Source organism: Agromyces flavus (assembly GCF_900104685.1).
Classification (GTDB): Bacteria; Actinomycetota; Actinomycetes; order Actinomycetales; family Microbacteriaceae; genus Agromyces; species Agromyces flavus.
In genome coordinates, this window is sequence record NZ_LT629755.1 from 2,931,626 (window position 1) to 2,952,607 (window position 20,982).

19 protein-coding genes are annotated in these 20,982 nt (G+C 71.3%); 10 read left to right on the plus strand and 9 right to left on the minus strand.

The window, feature by feature from the left end:
* Window positions 1-6 precede the first annotated feature (6 nt).
* A complete protein-coding gene (locus BLT99_RS13890) occupies window positions 7-711 on the minus strand; it encodes a potassium channel family protein (RefSeq protein ID WP_092673665.1) in 705 nt (234 codons plus the stop codon).
* Window positions 704-2,053, minus strand: coding sequence for a TrkH family potassium uptake protein (locus BLT99_RS13895; protein WP_092676406.1), 1,350 nt, complete (start codon window positions 2,051-2,053; stop codon window positions 704-706). The genes BLT99_RS13890 and BLT99_RS13895 overlap by 8 nt, the downstream gene beginning before the upstream one ends.
* A 116-nt stretch (window positions 2,054-2,169) precedes the next feature.
* On the opposite strand from BLT99_RS13895, the gene BLT99_RS13900 reads away from it, so the two are divergent.
* The 3 genes from BLT99_RS13900 to BLT99_RS13910 all read left to right on the plus strand — a co-directional run bounded on the left by BLT99_RS13900 (window position 2,170) and on the right by BLT99_RS13910 (window position 4,710).
* Window positions 2,170-2,544 (plus strand): YccF domain-containing protein, encoded by a 375-nt coding sequence (locus BLT99_RS13900; protein WP_092673668.1) that lies wholly within the window; start codon window positions 2,170-2,172, stop codon window positions 2,542-2,544.
* A complete protein-coding gene (locus BLT99_RS13905; protein WP_229724408.1) occupies window positions 2,541-3,911 on the plus strand; it encodes an MATE family efflux transporter in 1,371 nt (456 codons plus the stop codon). Before BLT99_RS13900 ends, BLT99_RS13905 begins: the two co-directional genes overlap by 4 nt.
* Window positions 3,912-3,981: 70 nt before the next feature.
* On the plus strand, window positions 3,982-4,710 hold the full coding sequence (locus BLT99_RS13910; protein ID WP_092673671.1) for a head GIN domain-containing protein: 729 nt from the start codon (window positions 3,982-3,984) through the stop codon (window positions 4,708-4,710).
* Window positions 4,711-4,719: 9 nt separating this feature from the next.
* Here the strand turns inward: BLT99_RS13910 and BLT99_RS13915 are convergent, their stop codons facing one another.
* The 4 genes from BLT99_RS13915 to tdh all read right to left on the minus strand — a co-directional run bounded on the left by BLT99_RS13915 (window position 4,720) and on the right by tdh (window position 8,620).
* Window positions 4,720-5,799, minus strand: a complete 1,080-nt coding sequence (locus BLT99_RS13915) for a LacI family DNA-binding transcriptional regulator (RefSeq protein ID WP_229724409.1) — start codon at window positions 5,797-5,799, stop codon at window positions 4,720-4,722.
* A gap of 127 nt (window positions 5,800-5,926) precedes the next feature.
* Window positions 5,927-6,355 (minus strand): SRPBCC domain-containing protein, encoded by a 429-nt coding sequence (locus tag BLT99_RS13920; protein ID WP_092673674.1) that lies wholly within the window; start codon window positions 6,353-6,355, stop codon window positions 5,927-5,929.
* A 31-nt stretch (window positions 6,356-6,386) separates the two neighbouring features.
* Window positions 6,387-7,574, minus strand: a complete 1,188-nt coding sequence (locus BLT99_RS13925) for a glycine C-acetyltransferase (RefSeq protein ID WP_092673677.1) — start codon at window positions 7,572-7,574, stop codon at window positions 6,387-6,389.
* A gap of 2 nt (window positions 7,575-7,576) precedes the next feature.
* The gene (tdh, locus tag BLT99_RS13930) at window positions 7,577-8,620 is read right to left on the minus strand and encodes an L-threonine 3-dehydrogenase (protein ID WP_092673680.1); all 1,044 of its coding nucleotides are present in this window, start codon (window positions 8,618-8,620) and stop codon (window positions 7,577-7,579) included.
* Window positions 8,621-8,989: 369 nt separating this feature from the next.
* On the opposite strand from tdh, the gene BLT99_RS13935 reads away from it, so the two are divergent.
* Window positions 8,990-10,300 (plus strand): MFS transporter, encoded by a 1,311-nt coding sequence (locus tag BLT99_RS13935; RefSeq protein ID WP_229724410.1) that lies wholly within the window; start codon window positions 8,990-8,992, stop codon window positions 10,298-10,300.
* 89 nt (window positions 10,301-10,389) lie between these two features.
* A complete protein-coding gene (locus BLT99_RS13940; protein ID WP_092673683.1) occupies window positions 10,390-10,863 on the plus strand; it encodes a hypothetical protein in 474 nt (157 codons plus the stop codon).
* Between the two features lie 21 nt (window positions 10,864-10,884).
* On the opposite strand, the gene BLT99_RS13945 is transcribed toward BLT99_RS13940, so the two are convergent.
* Window positions 10,885-11,466, minus strand: a complete 582-nt coding sequence (locus BLT99_RS13945; RefSeq protein WP_092673686.1) for a dihydrofolate reductase family protein — start codon at window positions 11,464-11,466, stop codon at window positions 10,885-10,887.
* Between the two features lie 67 nt (window positions 11,467-11,533).
* On the opposite strand from BLT99_RS13945, the gene nucS reads away from it, so the two are divergent.
* The 3 genes from nucS to BLT99_RS13960 all read left to right on the plus strand — a co-directional run bounded on the left by nucS (window position 11,534) and on the right by BLT99_RS13960 (window position 16,019).
* Complete coding sequence (gene nucS / locus BLT99_RS13950; RefSeq protein ID WP_092673689.1) at window positions 11,534-12,229, plus strand: endonuclease NucS; 696 nt, start codon at window positions 11,534-11,536, stop codon at window positions 12,227-12,229.
* 50 nt (window positions 12,230-12,279) lie between these two features.
* Window positions 12,280-12,966 carry an HAD hydrolase-like protein gene (locus BLT99_RS13955; RefSeq protein WP_229724411.1) on the plus strand — a complete coding sequence of 229 codons (687 nt, stop codon included), beginning with the start codon at window positions 12,280-12,282 and terminating at the stop codon, window positions 12,964-12,966.
* A gap of 278 nt (window positions 12,967-13,244) precedes the next feature.
* Window positions 13,245-16,019 (plus strand): immune inhibitor A domain-containing protein, encoded by a 2,775-nt coding sequence (locus tag BLT99_RS13960; protein WP_229724413.1) that lies wholly within the window; start codon window positions 13,245-13,247, stop codon window positions 16,017-16,019.
* Between the two features lie 102 nt (window positions 16,020-16,121).
* Here the strand turns inward: BLT99_RS13960 and BLT99_RS13965 are convergent, their stop codons facing one another.
* The gene (locus BLT99_RS13965; protein WP_092673695.1) at window positions 16,122-16,811 is read right to left on the minus strand and encodes a TetR/AcrR family transcriptional regulator; all 690 of its coding nucleotides are present in this window, start codon (window positions 16,809-16,811) and stop codon (window positions 16,122-16,124) included.
* Between the two features lie 410 nt (window positions 16,812-17,221).
* Between BLT99_RS13965 and BLT99_RS13970 the strand changes: the two genes are divergently transcribed.
* Together BLT99_RS13970 and BLT99_RS13975 are read left to right on the plus strand one after the other, a co-directional pair.
* Complete coding sequence (locus tag BLT99_RS13970; RefSeq protein ID WP_092673698.1) at window positions 17,222-18,940, plus strand: RNA polymerase sigma factor; 1,719 nt, start codon at window positions 17,222-17,224, stop codon at window positions 18,938-18,940.
* A gap of 65 nt (window positions 18,941-19,005) precedes the next feature.
* On the plus strand, window positions 19,006-20,157 hold the full coding sequence (locus BLT99_RS13975; RefSeq protein ID WP_092673701.1) for a DUF998 domain-containing protein: 1,152 nt from the start codon (window positions 19,006-19,008) through the stop codon (window positions 20,155-20,157).
* Here BLT99_RS13975 and BLT99_RS13980 read toward each other — a convergent pair.
* Window positions 20,145-20,678 (minus strand): DedA family protein, encoded by a 534-nt coding sequence (locus tag BLT99_RS13980; protein WP_092673704.1) that lies wholly within the window; start codon window positions 20,676-20,678, stop codon window positions 20,145-20,147. The two genes, BLT99_RS13975 and BLT99_RS13980, sit on opposite strands and share 13 nt — an antisense overlap.
* Window positions 20,679-20,982: the final 304 nt, after the last annotated feature.

Here is a 20,982-nt window from a genome sequence, read left to right on the forward strand (position 1 = left end):
CGCCCCTCACCGCAGTTGGGCGAACCCCTCGGCCTTGCGCGTGGGCCCGACGATGAGGATCGTGTCGCCCTCGGAGAGCACGGTGTCGGCGTCGGCGTTGTGCCACTCGCCGCCGGGTTTCTTGAACGCCGCGACCGTGACGCCGAACTCCTTGCGCAGGCCGGTCTGCCCGAGCGGGATGCCGTGCAGACGGGCGGGCGGGGCGGACTTCACGATCGCGTAGCCACGGTCGATCTCGATGTAGTCCTGAGCCGCTCCGCGCACCAGGTGCGCGACCCGCCGGCCCATCTCGGCCTCGGGGCGGATCACGCGGTGCACCCCGAGCTGCTCGAGGATGAGCGCGTGCTGCTCGGTGACCGCCTTCGCCCAGATGCCGGGGACCTTCATGCCCAGCAGCACCGAGCAGGTCAGGATCGACGCGGTGATGTCGGACCCGATCGCCACGACGACCCGGTCGAACTCGTCGACCGCGAGCTGCTGGAGCGCCTCGGTCTTGGTCGAGTCGGCCCGGACCACCTGGGTGAGGACCCCGTTGAGGGATTGCACGATCTCCTCGTCGGCGTCGATGCCGAGCACCTCGGTGCCGCCCGCCATGAGCTCGAGCGCCAGGGACGTGCCGAACCGCCCGAGTCCGATGACCGCGACCGAGTCGGCCTCGGCGATGCGGCGCGAGGTGTCCGATGCGCCGCCGAAGAGCGTGAACCTAGCCAATCGCGGGCCTCTCCTTCGGGAGTTCGTACAGGATGCGGCGGTCGCGGAGCGCGATGGCCGTGCCGAGTGTCAGGGGGCCGAGGCGTCCCGCGAACATGAGGAACACGAGCACGGCCTGCTCGATCTCGGCGAAGTCGCCGGTGATGCCGGTGGACAGGCCCACCGTGGCGAACGCCGAGATCACCTCGAACAGTACGACGTCGAACGTGAGACCGGTGAACAGCATGAGCACCACGGTCGCCGACATGACCGCCCCGACCGCGATGAGCACGACGGTGATCGCCTGCCGGTGCACGGCACGCGAGAGGCGCTTGCCGAAGATGTTGACGGCTCCCTCGCCGCGCAGCTCGGTGAGCAGAATGAAGAACAGCACCGCGAACGTCGTCACCTTGATGCCGCCGCCCGTGCCGGCCGGGCCGGCGCCGATGAACATGAGCACGTCCATGCCGACCCAGCTCTCGTCGCGCATGAGCCCGGTGTCGACGGTGTTGAAGCCGGAGCTGCGCGTCTGCACCGAGGCGAAGAAGCCGGCGAGGATCCGCGAGGCGGGGTTCAGCCGGCCGAACGTGTCGGGATTGCTCCACTCCACCACCGTGAGGTACATCGTGCCCGCGACCAGGAGGATCGGCGTGGCCCAGAGCACGAGCTTCGTGTTCATCGACCAGTGCAGCGGCCTCGCGAACTCCTTGCGCAGTTGCATGATGACCGGGAAGCCGAGGCCGCCGAGAATGATGGCCGCGCAGATCGGCAGGCAGATGAAGGGGTCGTCGACGAAGCCCATCAGGCTGTCGGAGTAGAGCGCGAACCCGGCGTTGTTGAACGACGAGACCGAGTGGAAGATCGCGTACCAGGCGGCCTCCCCCGGCTCGTAGGCATATCCGAACAGGAAGCGCGGGAAGAGGAACGCCCACGTGATCGCCTCGATCGTGAAGGAGATGAGCACGATCCCCCGGATCAGGCCCCGGACGTCGTCGTAGCCGACGGTCTTCGCCTCGGCCGCCGTGTTGAGTCGCGAGCGGACCGACATCTTGCGCGCGAGGACGAGCCCGATGAGCGACGCGAAGATCATGATGCCGAGTCCGCCGACCTGGATGAGCGCCATGATCACGACCTGCCCGAGCGGGCTCCAGTGCGCCTGCGTGTCGACGACCGTGAGCCCGGTGACGCACACCGCACTGGTCGACGTGAACAGGGCGGTGATGAACGACGTGCCGTCGGGGTTCAGGGTCATCGGCGGGAGCCACAGCAGCAACGTGCCGACGGCCACCGTGATCGCGAACCCGACCACGACCGCCTGGGCAGGGTGGAGTCGGAATCCCCGCCGGACGCGGAGGCGCCGCATCGCGCGGACCGACTCCCGAGTGGTCACGGCCGCATCATACGCCCGGGCACCGCGCGAGCGGACGCGGGCGGGCGGCCCTCGCGGACGTCGGCGGGGAGTGCGAGGATCGAGCCATCATGAACACGATCCTCAACGTCATCTGGCTGATCCTCGCGGGCATCTGGCTCTGGATCGGGTACATGCTCGCCGGCCTCCTCATGTGCGTGCTCATCGTGACGATCCCGTGGGGCATCGCGTCGTTCCGCATCGCCAACTACTCGCTGTGGCCGTTCGGGCGCGAGGTCGTCTCGAACCCGCGTTCCGGCGTGCTCTCGTTCCTCGGCAACGTCGTGTGGGTGCTCCTCGCGGGCTGGTGGCTCGCGCTCGAGCATCTCATCACCGGCGTGATCATGTGCCTGACGATCATCGGCATCCCGCTCGGCATCGCCAACTTCAAGCTGATCCCCGTCTCGCTCGCGCCGCTCGGCAAGGAGATCGTCGAGTCGAAGTGAGCGACCCGGCCACCATCGACGTCGCCGCCCGCCGCGAGGTCGACCGCGACATCCTGCGCCTCGCGGTGCCCGCGCTCGGCGCGCTCGTCGCCGAGCCGCTGTTCCTGCTGGCCGACACCGCGATGATCGGCCACCTGGGCGCGGCGCCGCTCGCCGGCCTGGGCCTCGCGAGCGCGGTGCTCCAGACGATCATCGGGCTGATGATCTTCCTCGCCTACGCGACGACGCCGTCGGTCGCGCGACGGCTCGGCGCGGGCGACGAGCGCGGTGCGGTCGCATCCGGCGTCGACGGGCTGTGGCTGGCCCTCGGGCTGGGCGCCGTGCTGGGGGTCGTCGGATGGCTCGCCTCGCCGTGGCTCGTGAGCGCCTTCGGCGCGTCGGCCGAGGTGACGGCCCAGGCGACGACCTACCTCGCCATCTCGATGGCCGGGCTGCCGGCGATGCTCGTGGTGTTCGCCGCGACCGGACTGCTGCGCGGCCTGCAGGACACTCGCACGCCGCTCTGGGTCGCGGGCGTCGGCTTCACGGCGAACATCGCGCTCAACGCGCTGTTCATCTACGGGCTCGGATGGGGCATCGCCGGTTCGGCGATCGGCACGGTCGTCGCTCAGTGGGGCATGGTCCTCGTCTACCTCGTGGTGATCGCGCGCCACGTTGCACGAGTCGGCGCGAGCCCGTGGCCGCACCACGCGGGCGTGCTGCGCGGTGCGAAGTCGGGCGGATGGCTCTTCCTCCGCACGCTGAGCCTGCGCGTCGCGCTGCTGCTCGCGACGTGGGCCGCGGCATCCCTCGGGCGCGACGAGCTCGCGGCCTACCAGGTCGCCATCACGATCTACTTCACGCTCGGGTTCGCGCTGGATGCGCTCGCCATCGCGGCGCAGGCGCTCATCGGCAAGGGGCTCGGCGCGGGCGACGTCGCGCAGGTCCGTGCGGTGCTGCGGCGGTGCGTCGAGTGGGGCATCGGCTCCGGCGCCGTCATCGGCGCGCTCGTGATCGCGACTGCGTGGGTGCTGCCCGCCGTCTTCACCTCGTCGGCCGACGTCGCGGCCCTCCTGCCCCCGTCGCTCGTCGTGCTCGGTCTCTCGGCGCCGCTCGGCGGATTCGTGTTCGTGCTCGACGGCGTGCTCATCGGCGCGGGCGATGCGCGCTACCTGGCGTGGACCGGGCTCGTGAACCTCGCGGTGTTCGTGCCGCTCGCGTTCGGCGTCGTGTGGTGGGCGGATGCCTCAGGCCCCGCGGTGCCCGGCGCGGCGGCGCTTGCGGCCCTCACCGCGGCATTCGCGATCGGGTACCTGGCCGCGCGCGCGGTGACGCTCGGGCTCCGCGCGCGCGGTCGGGCGTGGATCGTCACGGGCGCGCCCGCGTGACCAACGGCCCGCGGGCCGGCGTCCGGGCTCGCTAGCGTCGAGGCATCCACACCCCGACGAAGGAGCTGCCATGTCCAGCCGACGTGTCACCGTTCCCCGCGCGGGCGGAGCCGTCGCGGTCGCCGCCTCGATGCTCGTGCTCACGGCGTGCGTCCCGTTCGTCACGGCGGGCGACCGCCGCACCGAGGATCGCGACATCGACGATGCCACCGAGGTCGAACTGCGCAGCGGCGGCGACCTGACCATCCGGCTGGGCGATGAACCGTCCTTCACCGTGACCGGTGGCGAGAACGTCCTGGATCGCCTCTACACCGACACAGAGGGCGACAAGCTCGTGATCGAGATGCGCCGCGGGCCGCTCATCGTGGGCGAACGCGATCTCGAGATGGATGTCACGGTGACGTCCCTCGATTCCGTGATCATCAACGGATCGGGCGACATCTCGGCCGAGTTCGGCGACGCTGAGGAGGTCTCGGTCGACCTGCGCGGCTCGGGCGACATCGAGACCGACGAGCTCGACGCATCCGCAGTGCGCCTCTCGATCAGCGGCTCGGGTCAGATCGAGACCTCGGGCAGCACCGACCAGCTCGTGGTCGACCTGAGCGGGTCGGGCGACGTCGACGCGAGCGAACTGAGCTCGGCGAACGCGCAGGTGGTGCTCTCCGGCTCCGGTGAGATCTCGGTCGACGCGTCGGATTCGCTCGACGTCACGCTCTCGGGCAGCGGCACGGTGCGCTACTCGGGACGGCCCGAGGTGCGCAGCACGGTCTCGGGGTCGGGCGAGATCACGCCCGAGTAGCCACGGGGCTCAGGCGCGCGGCGGGGCGGTCGTCTCGCCGACGTGGAGGGTGCTCGTGAAGTCGGTGCCCGCGGCGGGCTCGCCCGACAGCATGCGCACGATCGCCTCGCCCGCGGCGCGGCCCTTCGCGACCGACGGCTGCACGAGCGTCGTGAGGTCGTGCTGCAGGCCGTCGACGCGGATGCCGTCGAAGCCGATCACGCTCACGTCCTCGGGCACGCGCAGGCCGAGCTCCTCGGCGGCCTGGATGACGCCTGCGGCGAGGAGGTCGCTCTGCGCGATGACCGCGGTCGGCCGGGTCGCGGCGTCGGCCAGGATGGCGCGACCCGCCTCGAGGCCTTCCTCGATCGAGCTCGCCGCGCCGACCTGCACACGCACGTCGGGGAAGACGTCGCGCGCGCCGCGGAGGCGTTCGACGGATGTGTCGACCGTCGCGGTCGACTCCATCTCGGTCGTGAGGGCGCCGCGTGTTCGCGTGGGTTCGAACGGGAGCGTGACGGTCGCGACATCCGTGTGCCCCAGGTCGCGCAGGTGCTCGGCGCCCAGTCGCGTGGCCGCGCGGTTGTCGATCGTGATCTCGGGGATGGCACCGCCGGGCGCCCCCTCGATGGCGACGATCGGGATGCCGCGTCGCTGCAGCGACTCGACCTGGCGCTGGAATCGCGGGCTGCACCCGATGAGCACGACCGCGTCGAGCGGCGCGGTATCGATGCTCACGGGGGCTTCGTCGTCGCCGGTGTCGGTGAGGAGCAGCAGGCCGGCCTTGAGCGGTGCGATGCCCTCGGTGAGCCCGTCGAGGGTCTGGATCTTCACGGGGTCGAGGAAGGCGGCGCGCACGCGCTCCTCGAGCACGACGCCCACGATGCCCGAGCGGCCGCGGCGGAGCGAACGGGCTCGCGGGTCGGGTCCGCCGTAGCCGAGCTCGGCGGCGGCGGCGAACACGCGCTCCTTCGTGGCATCCGACACCGGGCCGGAGCCGCTGAACGCGAGCGACGCGGTCGACGCCGAGACGCCGGCCCTGGCGGCGACGTCGGCGAGCGTCACGCGCGGGACGACGCCGGTCTCGGGCGCGGATGATTCGATGGTCACGGTCCGATTCTACGGTCGAATCGATTCGATCCGCGCCGGCGGTCGCGTTTCACGCGCCGAGATGCCACTTCGGCGGGGTCCGTCGCGGCGAAACCCGGTCGAACCGGCATCTCGGCGGCGCCGCCGTTCACGAGCGCTCGGCGATCGCCTTGACGCTCGCCACGAGCGAGTCCCAGTTGCGCTGCGAGTGCGCGGCGGCCTCGGGTGTCGGATTCCCGTCCTGGGCCAGCGTGAGCACCGTCGGGCCGTCGCCGTCGATCGTCCACGTCAGCGTGTGGTGGTTCTCGGGCACGTCCTCCTGCCCGCTCAGCGGGCTGAAGTGCGTGGTGACGAGCCGTCGTGGCGGCTCGAACTCGAGCACGGTGCCGTGGTCCTCGTAGGGCGTGCCCTCCCACTCGCCGCGCCAGCGGATGGGCTCGCCCACCGCCCAATCGGTCGCCAGCTCGGTCCCGAACATGAACTCGCGCGCCGCGGCGGGGTCGGTGATGACGGCCCAGACCCGTTCGGGTGGTGCGTCGATCTCGACCCTCGACGTCGCCACGAAGTCGTCGTCCATGGGCACCTCCGATACTCCAACCTGTGGAAGGCTACGCCGCAGCGCCCACCGCGTCACGCGCCTCGGCGAACGCCGCGACGCAACGACGCACCTCGTCCTCGGTGTGCGCGGCCGACAGCTGCACGCGGATCCGCGCGAGCCCCTTCGGCACGACCGGATACGAGAACGCGGTGACGTAGACGCCGCGCTCCTGCAGCGCATCGGCGACGCGGGCCGTGAGCGCGGCGTCGCCGAACATGACCGGGACGATCGGGTGGGAGCCGGGCAGCAGCTCGAAGCCCGCGTCCGTCATCAGCTCGCGGAACAGCGCGGCGTTCGCGACGAGCCGCTCGCGCAGGTCGCCCGATTCCGACACGAGCCGGAGCGCCTCGATCGTGCCCGCGACGATCGCCGGCGCGAGCGTGTTCGAGAACAGGTACGGGCGCGCACGCTGGCGCAGGAGGTCGACGATCTCCTGGCGGGCGGCGACGTAGCCGCCGGATGCCCCGCCCAGCGCCTTGCCGAACGTGCCGGTCGTGATGTCGACCCGGCCCTCGACGCCGCAGTACTCGGGCGTGCCGCGGCCGTGCTCGCCCACGAACCCGACGGCGTGCGAGTCGTCGACGAAGACGAGGGCGTCGTACCGCTCGGCGAGGTCGCAGATCTCCTGCAACGGCGCGATGTAGCCGTCCATCGAGAAGACGCCGTCGGTGACGATCACGCGTCGGCGCGCGCCCGACGCCTCCTGCAGCTTCGCCTCGAGGTCGGCCATGTCGCGATTGCGATAGCGGAACCGCTGCGCCTTCGACAGGCGGATGCCGTCGATGATCGACGCGTGGTTGAGCTCGTCGGAGATGATCGCGTCATCGGGCCGAAAGAGCACCTCGAAGACGCCGCCGTTCGCGTCGAAGCACGACGAGAACAGGATGGTGTCGTCGTAACGGAGGAACTCGGATACGCGCCGCTCGAGCTCGAGGTGCAGCTCCTGGGTTCCGCAGATGAACCGCACGCTCGCGAGGCCGTACCCCCACTCGTCGAGTCCACGGTGGGCCGCGGCGACGATGCGGGCGTCGTTCGCGAGCCCCAGGTAGTTGTTCGCGCAGAAGTTCAGCACCTCTCGGCCCGCGACCTCGATCTCCGAGGACTGGGGCCCGTGGATGCCGCGCTCGCGCTTCGTGAGCCCGGCGGCCTCGATCTCGTCGAGCTCCGCCCGCAGCTGCTCCTTCACCGATCCGTACACGCTCAGACCTCCGTCCAGTCGAGGATGACCTTGCCGGCGCCGCCGGACCTGGCCGCGTCGAACCCCGCGCGCCACTCGTGCGCGGGGTAGCGGTCGCTGATGATGGATGCCACGCGCGAACGCAGCTCGGCGCTGGTCTGCAGCATCGCGCTCATCGAGTTCCACGTCTCGAACATCTCGCGTCCGTAGATACCCTTCAGCGTGAGCATGTGGGTCACGACCTTGCCCCAGTCGATGGCGTACGGCTCGCTCGGCAGGCCGAGCAGGGCGATCCGGCCGCCGTGGTTCATGTTCTCGATCATCTCGGGCAGCGCCTTCGCCGAGCCCGACATCTCGAAGCCGATGTCGAAGCCTTCGCGCATGCCCAAGCGCGGCTGGACGTCGCGGATGCGCTCGCGCGAGACGTCGACCGTGGCATCCGCCCCCATCTGCGTCGCGAGCTCGAGCCGCGCCGGGCTCACGTCGGACGCGACGATGAACCGGGCCCCGACGTGGCGCGCCACCGCGATCGACATGAGCCCGATGGGGCCGCAGCCCGTCACGAGCACGTCCTCGCCGACCAGCGAGAAGGCCAAGGCGGTATGGACGGCGTTGCCGAACGGATCGAAGATGGCACCGACCTCGGGGTCGACGTCGGCGTGGTGCACCCAGACGTTCTCGCCCGGGATCACGACATACTCCGCGAACGCGCCGTCGCGATGGAGGCCCAGGCCCTTGGTGCGGATGCACATCTGGCGCCGGCCGGCACGGCAGTTGCGGCACATGCCGCACACGATGTGCCCTTCGCCCGAGACGCGGTCGCCGACGGCCACGTCGTGCACCAGGTCGCCGACCTCGACGACCTCGCCGTAGAACTCGTGACCGGCGATCAGCGGCGTGCGGATCTCGGACGAGCACCAGTCGTCCCACTCGTCGATGTGCAGGTCGGTACCGCAGATGCCCGTGCGCAGCACCCGGATCTTCACGTCGGCGGGCCCCGGCTCGGGCTCGGGACGATCGACGAACTCGAATCCCGCGCCGGGCGCGGACTTGTACAGGGCCTTCATCGGCGGTGCCTTCTGCGTACGGGCGCCCGCGGGGTGGGCCGGCGCCGGCTTCGTGCGCCGAGGGTCACGGCGCAGCGTCGAGGTGACCCAGCCATCGTAGTCACGCGAGCGGGGCGGATGACGCGCGGGCCGGCACCACGGCCGGCACCGGGCCGGGAACATGGACGAGGACGGCGCAGTGCAAGTTGCGTCGTCCTCGATTGGCATGATCATCACACGCCGGCCCGGGCTCGCGCCATCCCCCGTTTGCTGCGAGAACGCCGTGACTTCGGGTTGCGCCGCGGCGCGCGTCACCGGTACAGTCGAATCGATTCGAGTCGAATCGATTCGAGCCTTCTGGACCCAGACCACTCCGACGACGAGGCAGTAATGTCGCAGCACCGAGACAGCGCACCGACGATGACCGAACACGAGCAGCAGTCGAACTCCCCAGGTGTCGCGGCTCCGGCGGCCGCGACATCCGCTCGACCGCGCCGCGAGTTGATCGCCTGGCGCAACGCGATCTTCGCGATCTTCTTCCTCTCGGGTCTCAGCCTTGCGAGCTGGGTCGCGCGCCTCCCGGTGGTGCGCGACGACGTCGGCCTGAGCACCCAGGGCGTCGGCCTCGTCATCCTCGCCGGATCGATCGCCTCGATCTTCGGGCTCATCGCCGCGCCGTGGCTCCTGGCGCGGTTCGGCGCTCGCCTGGCGATGACCGGCATGCTCGTCACCGTCTCGATCGGGCTCGTGTTCGTCGGCGTGGGCGGCTCGGTGCTGCCGAGCGTGCTGCTCGTGGTGATCGGACTGGCGCTGTTCGGCTTCGGCAACGGCGCGGTCGACGTCGTGATGAATGTCGAGGGCGCCGAGGCCGAACGCGAGCTCGGCAAGACCGTGATGCCCCTCATGCACGCGTTCTTCAGCTTCGGCACGGTCGCCGGTGCCGCACTCGCCGCGGGGGCATCGGCGCTCGACCTCTCCGTGTCGGTGCACCTCGTCATCATCGCCGCGGTGATCGCCGTCGCCGTCGTCATCGCGGTGCGCTTCGTGCCCGTTCGCGAGGAGCTCGGCGACGATCCGCATACCGAGGCCCCGCGCGACCCGTGGACCGTTCGGCTCAAGCGCAGCCTCTCGGTGTGGGCCGATGTCCGCCTGCTGCTGATCGGCGTCGTCATGCTCGGCATGGCCTTCGCCGAGGGCAGCGCCAACGACTGGCTCGCCCTGGCGGTCGTCGACGGGCACGGCTTCGACGCGACCGCCGGCGCCGCGATCTTCACGGTGTTCACGATCGCGATCACCGCCGCGCGCGTGCTCGGCGGCCCGTTCATCGACCGCTTCGGCCGAGTGATCGTGCTCCAGGTCATGGCCGGCATCGGCGTAGTGGGCCTGTCGATGTTCATCTTCGGGACCGAGACCTGGATGCTCGTGGCCGGCGCGGCGCTCTGGGGCGTCGGCTGCTCGCTGGCGTTCCCGGTCGGGATGTCGGCCGCGGCCGACGTCCCCGATCGAGCGGATGCCGCGGCGCGCGTCTCGGCGGTCGCCATGATCGGCTACTGCGCGTTCCTCGTCGGGCCTCCGCTCATCGGGTTCCTCGGCGAGCACTTCGGCATCCTCAACGGACTGCTGCTCCTCCTCGGACTCATGGTGATCGCGGGGCTCGCGGCACCCGCCGCGCGCGAGCGCACCCGCACGCGCCGCGCCTGAGGCCGCACCGCGGGTCCGGCCCGGGCGACAGAGCTTCCCGCCCCGGACAAGGGGTGTCGCTCGCGACATCCGCTCGGCATGATGCAGGCATGAGCCCGCGCGACGACGAGACCGTGCCCGACGAACCGCTCCCCGAGCACACGCGCCCCGACGGGGTCTCCGACCTCACGATCGAGGCGCTCGGCAAGCTCTCGGAGGCACTCGAGGTGCTCGAGGACGCGCGCGGCTCGCTGTACCGGTTCCACCGCCTCACCGGCACGGCCGACCTCGGCATCGGCGAGGCGGTCGAGCTATTCCGGAAGGCGGGCCACGACGAGATCGCCGACCGCCTCGACACCGAGATCGTGGGCCGCAACGTGCTCGAGGGGCGGTGGACGTTCCAGGTCATCGAGGAGTACGACGACGGTTACTTCGCGGCCGTGAAGGCGGCCGACCAGGCGGCGCGCGACGAGCTCGTGGGCGGTCGGCGGCACCTGTGGGAGGCCGAGATGAAGGAGCGCGAGCGCACGCGCGGCCTGCCCGGACACGAGGCCCGTCCGCACGACGGGTCGTCGCAGGGCTGAGCCGCCCCGGCTGGCGGAGGTTCAGCCGCGCGGGCGGTAGCGCAGGCCCACGACCCCGCCGTCGTAGCGGCGCGTCTCGACGAGCTCGAGGTCGAGGCGGCCGGGCGCGTCATCCGCCCCGATGGCGAAGGCCGGCGTGCCGCCGCCCACCACCACCGGGTAGGTCCAGAGCGCGACCTCGTCGACGAGCCCCGCGGCGAGCGCCTGCGCGGCGAGTTCGGGCCCGCCGATCGACAGGTCTCGGTCGGCGGATGCCGCGAGCCCGCGCACCTCGTCGACGTCGAACCGGCGGGCGAGACGCGTTCGCGGCGCGTCCGCGAGCTCGTCCTCGTCGAGCGTGCGCGAGAACACGACCTTGTCGGCAGAGCGCCAGATGGCGGCGAAGTCGCCGATCACCTCGGGCTCGCCGTCGATGTCCATCACGTCCCATGCGCGCAGCACCTCCCACATGCGCCGGCCGAGCAGGAATGTGCCGACCCCGCGGACGTCGTCGTTGATCGCCGAGTGCACGTCCTCACCGGGCATCGCCCAGTCGAATCGCCCCTCGCGATCGGCGACGTACCCGTCGAGCGACATCTGGTTGCCGTAGTACACGCGCGCCATCGCGGCCCTTCCCCGGGCCGGCGGCCCTGCGCCGGAACCCGTCCGAGGTCCAACGTAGACTCGCTGCGTGCGCCTCGTCATCGCCCGCTGCTCCGTCGACTACGCCGGCCGGCTGTCGGCGCACCTGCCGCTCGCGACGCGCCTGCTCATGGTCAAGGGCGACGGCAGCCTGCTCGTGCACTCCGACGGCGGCAGCTACAAGCCGCTCAACTGGATGAGCCCGCCGTGCACGCTCGCGACCGCCGAGCCCGACGACGACCAGCGCGACGCCGGCGTCACCGAGGTGTGGAAGGTCACGCACGCCAAGACCGCCGACCAGCTGATCGTGTCGATCCACGAGGTCATCCACGACTCGGCGCACGAGCTCGGCGTCGATCCGGGCCTCGTGAAGGACGGCGTCGAGTCGCACCTCCAGCGCCTGCTCGCCGAGCAGATCGAGCTGCTGGGCGACGGGTACCGGCTCGTGCGGCGCGAGTACATGACCGCGATCGGTCCGGTCGACATCCTTGCGACGGATGGCTCGGGCCGCTCGGTCGCGGTCGAGCTCAAGCGCCGCGGCGACATCGACGGCGTCGAGCAGCTCACGCGCTACCTCGAGCTCATGAACCGCGACCCGCGACTCGCGCCCGTGTCGGGCGTGTTCGCCGCGCAGGAGATCAAGCCGCAGGCGCGCACGCTCGCCGAGGACCGCGGCATCCGCTGCGTCGTCCTCGACTACGACGCCATGAAGGGCGTCGAGAGCGGCCACGCGAGGCTGTTCTGAGGCATGTCAACCTGAGAGAGGCTCGGAAGTACGAGTCCTAGGATGGCCCGGTGACTTCCGACCTGCCCACCACCACGATCGCGCCGGCGCGCACGTGGTCAGCGGTGCTCTTCGACCTCGACGGCACCATCGTCGACTCCGCGACCGAGATCATGGACTCGCTCGCGCACATGTTCACGGAGATGGGCGTGCCGGTTCCCGACCAGGAGGTGCTGCGGTCCTACGTCGGCCCGCCGCTCCTCGACAGCCTCCGCATGACGGCCGGCTTCACCGACGTCGAATCGTGGGAGGCGCTGAACGTCTACCGCGACCACTACGACGAGCACCTGCTCCGCTCGCCGGTCTTCCCTGGCGTCAAGGGGCTGATCCACCGCCTGCACGACGCGGGCCTGCCGATCGCCCTGGCCACGAGCAAGCCCGAGTCGATGGCCCGCGAGGTGCTCGCGCACCACGACCTCGACCGGTACTTCACCACGATCGCCGGCGCGAGCGACGACGAGACCCGCAGCACGAAGGCCGACGTCGTCGCCGAGGCGCTCCGCCGCCTGCGGGAGCAGGGCATCGACACCGAGAACGCGGTGATGATCGGCGATCGCGGCTACGACGTCCTGGGCGCGGCCGCGAACGGCGTGCCGACGATCCTCGTCGAGTGGGGCTACGGATCGCCGGTCGAGGCGTCCGAGGCGATCGCAGTGGCGCACTCGACCGATCAGCTCCGCGGCCTGCTCCTCGGCTGAGGCGCCCGAGGCGCCATCCGGAATCGAGGATCCTTCGATTCGCGTGATCGCGAGCCGCAGGATCCGACGCGGGGCTCGGCGAGATTCGTCGAGGATTCCTCGATAGCAACGATTCCGCGCAGTTTCCCTCCGGGGGGCTTCACACGCTCCCCATGCGGGAGGCAGGATGCCCTCTACGCCCGCCCACCGGTGGGCGACGTTCGTGTCCGCGCCACCGACGCGGGCACACCGGAGGGAGAACCATGGCAGGAACCACTCCACGCGCGCGGAGGCGCGCCGTGGCGGTCATTCCCGCGCTGGCCCTCGTCGCATCCGGACTCGCCGCCACTGGCGCGAGCGGGATGGCGACGGCGGCTCCGCAGGGAAGCGAGGTGTCGATCGACGCCTCCGAGTACTACATGAACTACGCGGCGCCGCGCGCCGAGGCGGCGTTCGGCACCGACGAGCTCGTCGGCTCGATCGACGGCGGAGTCCAGCGCGACACGGCGGGCGCGAATGCTGCGATCGAGAAGGCCGACGCCCTCGATCGCAAGTTCAGCCAGGGCAACCCGACGGCCGCGCGCGGCCTGGCGAAGCTCGAGGCCAAGTCGATCGAGACGGGCAAGAGCCCGAGGGCGCTCAAGGGGTCCAAGAAAACGCAGGAGGCCAAGCTCCTGACGATCCTCGTCGAGTTCGACGAGAACGCGAACGACGACTTCTCGCAGGTGCAGGTGCCCACCGCGTTCGGCGCGACGGACTGCAAGCCCGGCTCGGTCCAGAACGGCCCGCTGCACAACAACATCCCGAACCCCGCAGACTACGAGCTCGAGGACAACAACTCGATGTGGGTGCCGGACTTCTCGTCCGAGCACTACAACAAGATGCTCTTCAGCGATGAGGGCATCACCGAGCGCGTCCGCACCGACCTCACGGGGCCCGACGGCCAGCCCGGCTTCGACATCTCGGGCTACACCATGAAGAACATGTACGAGGAGATGTCGCGCAACGCCTACACGGTGCACGGCGCAGCCACCCCGTGGGTCACGGTGCCGCACTCCGAGGCGTACTACGGTGCGAGCCTCTGCTTCAAGAACGACGCGGGCGTCTACGAGGCCGGCGCGATCCAGGACATGCAGGGCCACCCCGACAACCCGCTCGGACCCGGCCAGCTCCCGATCGACGCGGTCGCGGCCCTCGCCGCGGCGCAGCCCGACTTCCCGTGGGCCGACTACGACGTCGAGGACCAGGGCGACCGCGACGGCGACGGCAACCTGCTCGAGCCCGACGGCGTGATCGACCACGTCGTGCTCGTCCACGCCGGCGAGGACAAGTCCGGCGGCGGCGGCGCCGAGAGCACCTACGCCATCTGGGCGCACTCCTCGGCGGTGGCCGGCGGCGCCGACATCCCGGGCACGGACCTGAAGCTGTCGAACTACATCGTGCAGCCCGAGGACTCCGGCGTCGGCGTGTTCGCGCACGAGTACGGCCACGACCTCGGTCTTCCTGACCTGTACGACACCTCGAACGCCGCCAGCTCCGACGTCGACTTCTGGGACCTCATGAGCTCGGGTTCGCACTCGGGCCCGATCTTCCAGTCGATGCCGACGCACATGGGCCTCTGGGACAAGTGGGTGCTCGGCTGGGCCGACCCGCAGGTGATCAACCCGGGCGACGACCCGACCACCGTCAAGGTGGGCCAGACCTCGCGCCCCAAGAAGGGCACGCAGGACGGCATCAAGGTCAACCTGCCCGACAAGGTGGTCACGCTCGCCGAACCGCACAGCGGCGAGGAGATGTGGTACACCGGCGCCGACCAGGACTGGGCCGACCTCCGGCTCGGCCGCACGATCGAGAACGTCCCCGCCGACGCGAAGTTCTGGATGTGGAACAACTTCGTGATCGAGGAGGACTGGGACTTCGGCTTCGTCGAGGTCTCGACCGACGGCGGATCGACCTGGAGCGAGCTCAAGGTCCGCGCTGAGGACGGCACCGAGGTCTCGACGCCCGACGGCTACGCCGACCCGAACGGCCGCATGAAGGACTACGGCAACAAGAAGTACGGCCTCACGGGCGACTCGCACGGCTGGGCGCACCAGTACGTCGACCTGTCGGCGTACGCCGGCCAGACCGTGCAGGTTCGCCTGCGCCTCGCCACCGACGCGGCCTACCAGGACCGCGGCTGGTTCAGCGACGACTTCGCCCTGACGAGCGGTGCGACCACGGTGTGGTCCGACGACGTCGAGTCGGGTGCGAACGGCTGGAACGCCGAGGTCGCGTCGTTCACGACGACCACCGGCCCCGGCTGGCGCATCGACACGGGCACCAACGTCAAGGCGCAGTACTACCTGGTCGAGTGGCGCAACTTCGACGGCTTCGACGAGGGCCTCAAGTACGCCTACAACTCGGTGTACAGCGTCGACGCGTGGAAGGTCGAGAAGCTCGCCTACAACGCTCCCGGCGCACTGGTCTGGTACCGCGACACCACGTACGGCAACTCGAACCAGATCACGGCCAACGAGACCGCGCTGCCGAGCTACGGCGCGAAGGGCGGCCTCCTCATCGTCGACAGCCACTTCAACCCGCTGCAGCGCACGGGTGCCGCGGCTGACGCCGACCCGTCGACGCTGAACGTGATGCCCTCGCGTGCGCAGTCGTCGAACGCGGCCTTCGGCCTGACGAAGACGTACCCCTTCACGGAGTGCTTCACCAACACGGCGCTCACGGAGTTCTGCACCGACATCACGGCCCTCGACGCGGTGAGCACGTTCACCGACAACCAGGGCTGGGTGCCCGGCTTCGCCGTGAACCCGGCCACCGGCCAGCTGTACTACCGCGACCGCGACGCGTCCACGGTCGTCCCGTCGGTCGGGAACGCACCGTACACGACCCCGCTGTACGACCTGCAGGGCAACCGCTACACGGGATTTGACGGCATCGACGTCGGGCTCGGCGTGTTCGGTTCGGGCAACCCGGCGGACTCGGGTGTCGGCTACGGCACGGTCATCCAGGTCAAGAAGGCAGTGGACGGCAACACCGCCGCGCTGATCGCCGTCACGGCGCCGCGCGCGGAGTGATCCGACCAGTCTGACACGGCGAGGCGCCGGCTCCTTCGGGGGTCGGCGCCTCGTCGTGTGCGCGCCCGCGCACGCGAGGCGCGTGGTGCGCCAGCGCGGTCGTCAGCGGACGGGCACCCCGGCGAGGAGTCCGTCGAGCAGGCGCTCGACGGACCACGCGAAGCGCTGCACCGGATCGTCGTCGAGTTCGCGGCTGCGGTCGGCGAGCGGGAACGACTCGAGGTCGTCCCAGAGGGTGTCGGATGACGCGGCCGGCGCCTCGGGCTCCGCCGCCGCCTCGACGACTCGTGCGGCCCGGGCCGCATCGAACGCGACCGCGCCGAGCACGTGGACGCGAACGGCCTGCGTGGCCCGGTCGGCCGCCACGAGGTCGAGCCCGGCCGCGGTGAAGGCCGCGAGCAGCTCCTCGTCGACGCGCGTCGCGTTGGGTCCGTCGAGGGGGGTCGCGAGCAGGAGTCCCACGGCGCCCGGTCGGTCGACGAGCAGGTCGCGCAGGGCATGCGCGAGTGCGAGCACGCGGGCGCGTGCCCCGGCGACGTCCGTCGCGGACGTCGAGTCCGAGCCATCCGCCGGCGCCGCGTCGATCGCGAGCCGCCCGAACACCTGCTCGACCATGCCGGCGAGCAGCGCCTGCTTGTTCGGGTAGTACGTGTACATCGCGGTCGGCGTGAGGCCGAGGGCGCCCGCCACGCCGCGCACCGACACGGCGTCGAAGCCCTTCGTCTCGAGCAGCTCGAAGGCGGCGCCGAGGATCTCGGCGTGGGTCACGCTGCGTCGGGGTCCGGGTCTCATGGGGCCTTCCGTGTGGGGCGACTCGACACACCGTACAGTGTTCGGCGCGCGCGACGCGTCCAGACGACGTCCGCGTCCCGAGACGCGGCCGAAACCGTGCGTCGCCACGTGGCGTCGTTGCCGACCGCCGCCGTCGCTGCGCAGTTCCGCAGCGGAAACCGCACATTCGGGGGTCTTGCGGCGCAACCGGTGTGTGGTCGTAGACTCGGGCCCAATGCTGATGGCGACATCGGCGCGGTGCAGCCCGACACCGAGCCTCCGCCCCCCGCACTTCGGAGGCGCCGGGCCCTGCACCCGCTGCGCCTGACGCTGCCCCAGTACCCGACGGCGTGCCGATGAACGACGCGTCGCCCTGAACGGACGAGCGCGGTTCCGCGCCTCCGCCGCCCGGCGGACCGAGAGGAGTGGATGTGCAGGACGCCCCCGGCAGCCATCCCGTGACGAGCCCGATCACGCTCCCCGTGGTCGACTCGCCCTCCGACGCCGATCTCGTCGCGGCGGTGCGCTCCGGCGACGACTTCGCCTTCTCCCGCCTGTGGCACCGCCACGAGTCCGCCGCGACGACCGCGGCGTCGGCCACGCCCGGCCACGCCGGCGTCGAGCAGGTCGTGGCGGCTGCGGCCGCGCTCGTCGAGCAGACGATCCGCGAGGGCGGTGGCCCCGCGGGTGCCGCCCGGCCGTACGTCCTCGCCGCCGTCCGCGAGGCGGCCGCCGCCGCCGACGGGCGCGCCGCCGGCCTCGTGGCCCGAGACCCATCGCTGCTCGCCCCCGCCGAGTGGTACGCCGAGACGCTTCCCGACGGCCTCCGCGACGGGGTCGCGGTCGTCGAGGCGTACGCGACGTTGCCGGTGGTCGCGCAGGAGGCGCTGTGGCTCGCCGAGATCGACGGGCACTCGACCGCCGACATCGCCGCCGAGCTCGGGCTCACGCTGCCGCGAACCGACGGGCTCCTGCTCGAGGCCTCGACCGCGTTCGACGCGGCGTGGGCCGACGCGCTCGCGTCCAGGCTGTCGTCTGATTCCGATTGCGCTCGCGTCCTCGCACGCCGCTCGCACGGCGACCGCGTCACGGCACGGCTCAGGCCGAAGGTGCGGGCGCACCTCGACGCCTGCGCGACGTGTCGTGCGGCGAGCGGCGAGCCGGCAGGGCTCGCCGAACGGCTGATGACGTCACTGCCCATCCTCGTGCTCGGCGGCGCAGCCGGCATCGCGTTCCTCGAGGCCACGCGCGCGGGCTCGTCGGCGACGGCCCTCGAACCGGTGCCGCCGGTCGACGAGCGCGGCGCCGTCGCGACCCTCGTCGCCTCGACGGGCGCCGGACTCAGCGCACTGGCCCGCACTCCAGAGCCCGCCGGCCGGCCCACCGCGCCGATCCCGCCCGCACCGTCGGCCGAACCGGCCCCGTCGGTCGCGGCGTCGACGGTTCACCGGTTCCGTCCGCGACGTCGTGTGGTCGTCGCCGGCCTGCTCGGAGCGGTGGCCGCCGCCGCGGTGGTCGTCGCCGTGAGCCTGACCGGGCCCCTCTCCACCGAGCGCCCGACATCGCTCGGGGCTGCCGGCGCGGGCGACATCGCCGAGCAGGCGCCCGGCATGATGCCCCCCGTCGTCGTGGCCACCGAGCTGCCCGGAGCGACCGACGACCCGGGGCCCGACGACGGCTCGGCCCCACCCACGGACGCCGATGCGCCGGAGCCCGGCACCGAGTCCGGCGCCGACGCCCGCGACGAGTCGGCGAGCGGAGAGACCGGAGCCACCGACTCCGGGTCCACACCCGGCGGCGACTCCGATCCGAGCCCCACCGACCCACCCTCCGACGACACGCCCGAGCCGCCGACCGGCGACCCGGGCACGCCCATCGTCCGCGATCCCGTCAGCGCGCCGGCCGGCCCGTCCGGTCCGATCACGTACGAGGTCGGCAAGCCGGGCGCGAACGGATGGCGCACCCTGACCCTCAGCGGCACCCCGGGTGCGTCCTACGTCGTCAGCAACGACGGCGACGTCCTCTACACGGGCGTGCTCGACTCCGACGGCAGCGCCGAGCTGGCGATCCGCGGCTCGATCTCGAACCTCTCGATCGGCTACGGCCTGTCGGCCCTCACCGCCGGCTCCAGCGCGCCCGGCGACCAGTAGGCGACGCCGCGGATCGCCGGACTTTCGTCCCGATCCATCGAGCGCGCCCTCCCTACCCTGACGCCATGTCAGCATCGACGGTCGCCGCGGACGGACCGGGGCGACCCGCCGCGTACGAGCCCGCCCCCTCGATCCCCGTCGCCCGAGCGTCATCCGGCCGCCGTCTCGCGGTCGAGACCGAGGCCGTCGTCGGCGGTGTGTTCGCCGCCTCGGCGAGCGGACTGGTCGCAGCCGTCACCATGAGCGGGCAGGTGTGGCCGCTGTGGGGCGGATGGTCCGTGGGCGCCGCGGCCGCCATCGCGGTCCTCGTCTCAGGGCTCGTGCTCGGCGCGATCGGATACTGGCGGTCGCGCGACCTTCCGGGTCAGGAGTGGCGGCGGGGCCTGCGCCCGTGGAAGTTCTCGCTCGACGTGGGGACGGTGTCGGCGGTGCACGCGATCATCGGCGGCATCCTCGCGGTCGTGACCTTCGCGATGCTGCAGCGCAGCTTCGAGGGCCTCGTGGTCGACGGGCTGACCGCGACCGGCGCGACCGCGGCGTCCGCCGGCCTCGCCGGCTACTGGATCTTCCTCTCGGTCTCGTCCATCACGACCAACCGGTTGGCGACGCTGCTCGTGTTCTTCATGGCCTCGGCCACGCTCGCGAGCATGGCCACCGCCCAGGACCCGCAATGGTGGGAGTACCACTTCAGCCAGCTCGGGACCGCGGGCGACTTCTCGAGCGGCCTGTTCAACCTCGCGCTCATCGTCGCGGGCGCGTTCGTCACGACGTTCGCACTCTACGTCGATCGCGACCTCACGACCCTCGTGCGCCAGGGCGTGCTCGTGAATGCGTGGGCGCCGCGCTTCGTGTCGGTCGTCTTCATCGTGATGGGCGTCATGCTGGCGGGCGTGGGGCTGTTCCCGCTCACCGTCAGCGTCGCGCTCCACAACTCCTGCGCGATCGGCATGTCGCTGTCGTTCCTCGTGCTGCTCGCCTCGTCGCCGTGGACGCTCAAGGGCATGCCCGCACGCTTCTTCTGGTTCTGCGCGGGTGCCGGCGCCCTCGTCGTCGGCGGGGCGCTGCTCTTCGAGCCGGTCGGGTACTACAACCTGACGGCGTTCGAACTGCTCGCGTTCGCGACGATCTTCGGCTGGATCTCGGTGTTCATCCGGTTCGAGAACGCCCTCACGGACGGGCCCGAGGTCGCGCCGGCCGGCGCGCCCTACTCGGCCTGACCGGCGTCGGATGCCTCGGGGAGCCGCGGTTCCGTTGCATCGCTGTGGGCCGCGGCGAACGAGCGGGCCCTGCGCGTCGCGAACTCCACCAGGGCGAGCAGCGCGGCGACGCCGAGGATGCTGAGGATCGCGGCCGTCGGGTTCTTCGCGGCGGCCTGCATGATCGCGTTGACCGTCGCGAGCCCGAGCACGCCGTAGATCGTCGCCCACATGGCCCCGCCGACGACGAGCGCGGGGATGTACTTCACGAGCGGCATGCGCAGCACGCCCGCGGCGAGGTTGACCACGGTCTGGAAGCCGACGGTGAGGAACGACAGGGCGACGACGGGCGAGCCGAATCGTTCGATGACGGCCTCGGCGCGCGCGAGCTGCGGCGCCATCCTGCCTCGCCGCTCGAGCAGCCGCTTCACCCCCGCGCGCGACCCGCGGCCGAGCGCGTACGTGCCGCCGGCACGCAACAGCACGATCACGAACAGCACCGCGATCGCCGCCGGAAGCGGCCAGCCCTCGAAGATCTCCACCGGGCTGGAGTCTAGTCGCCGCGGCTCACGAGCGGCAGGGAAGCCGCCGGCCCGGGGCGGTCTACCGTGACGGCGTCACCGGGAGTACGGTCTGAACAATGCGCGCCCGGCGGAGGCCCGGCGACTTCCAGGAGGCAACGTGACCCGCAATCCCGCCAAGCTCATCCCCGACGGCTTCTCGCCCGTTCCCTCGCTCGAGGCGTACGACGCGGTGCGCGTCGCCGTGGTCGACGAGTTCGGCGGAGGAACGGGCGGGGCAGGCCTCGACGCGATCGGCGTGCTCGTGCACGCAGAGGGCGAGCTG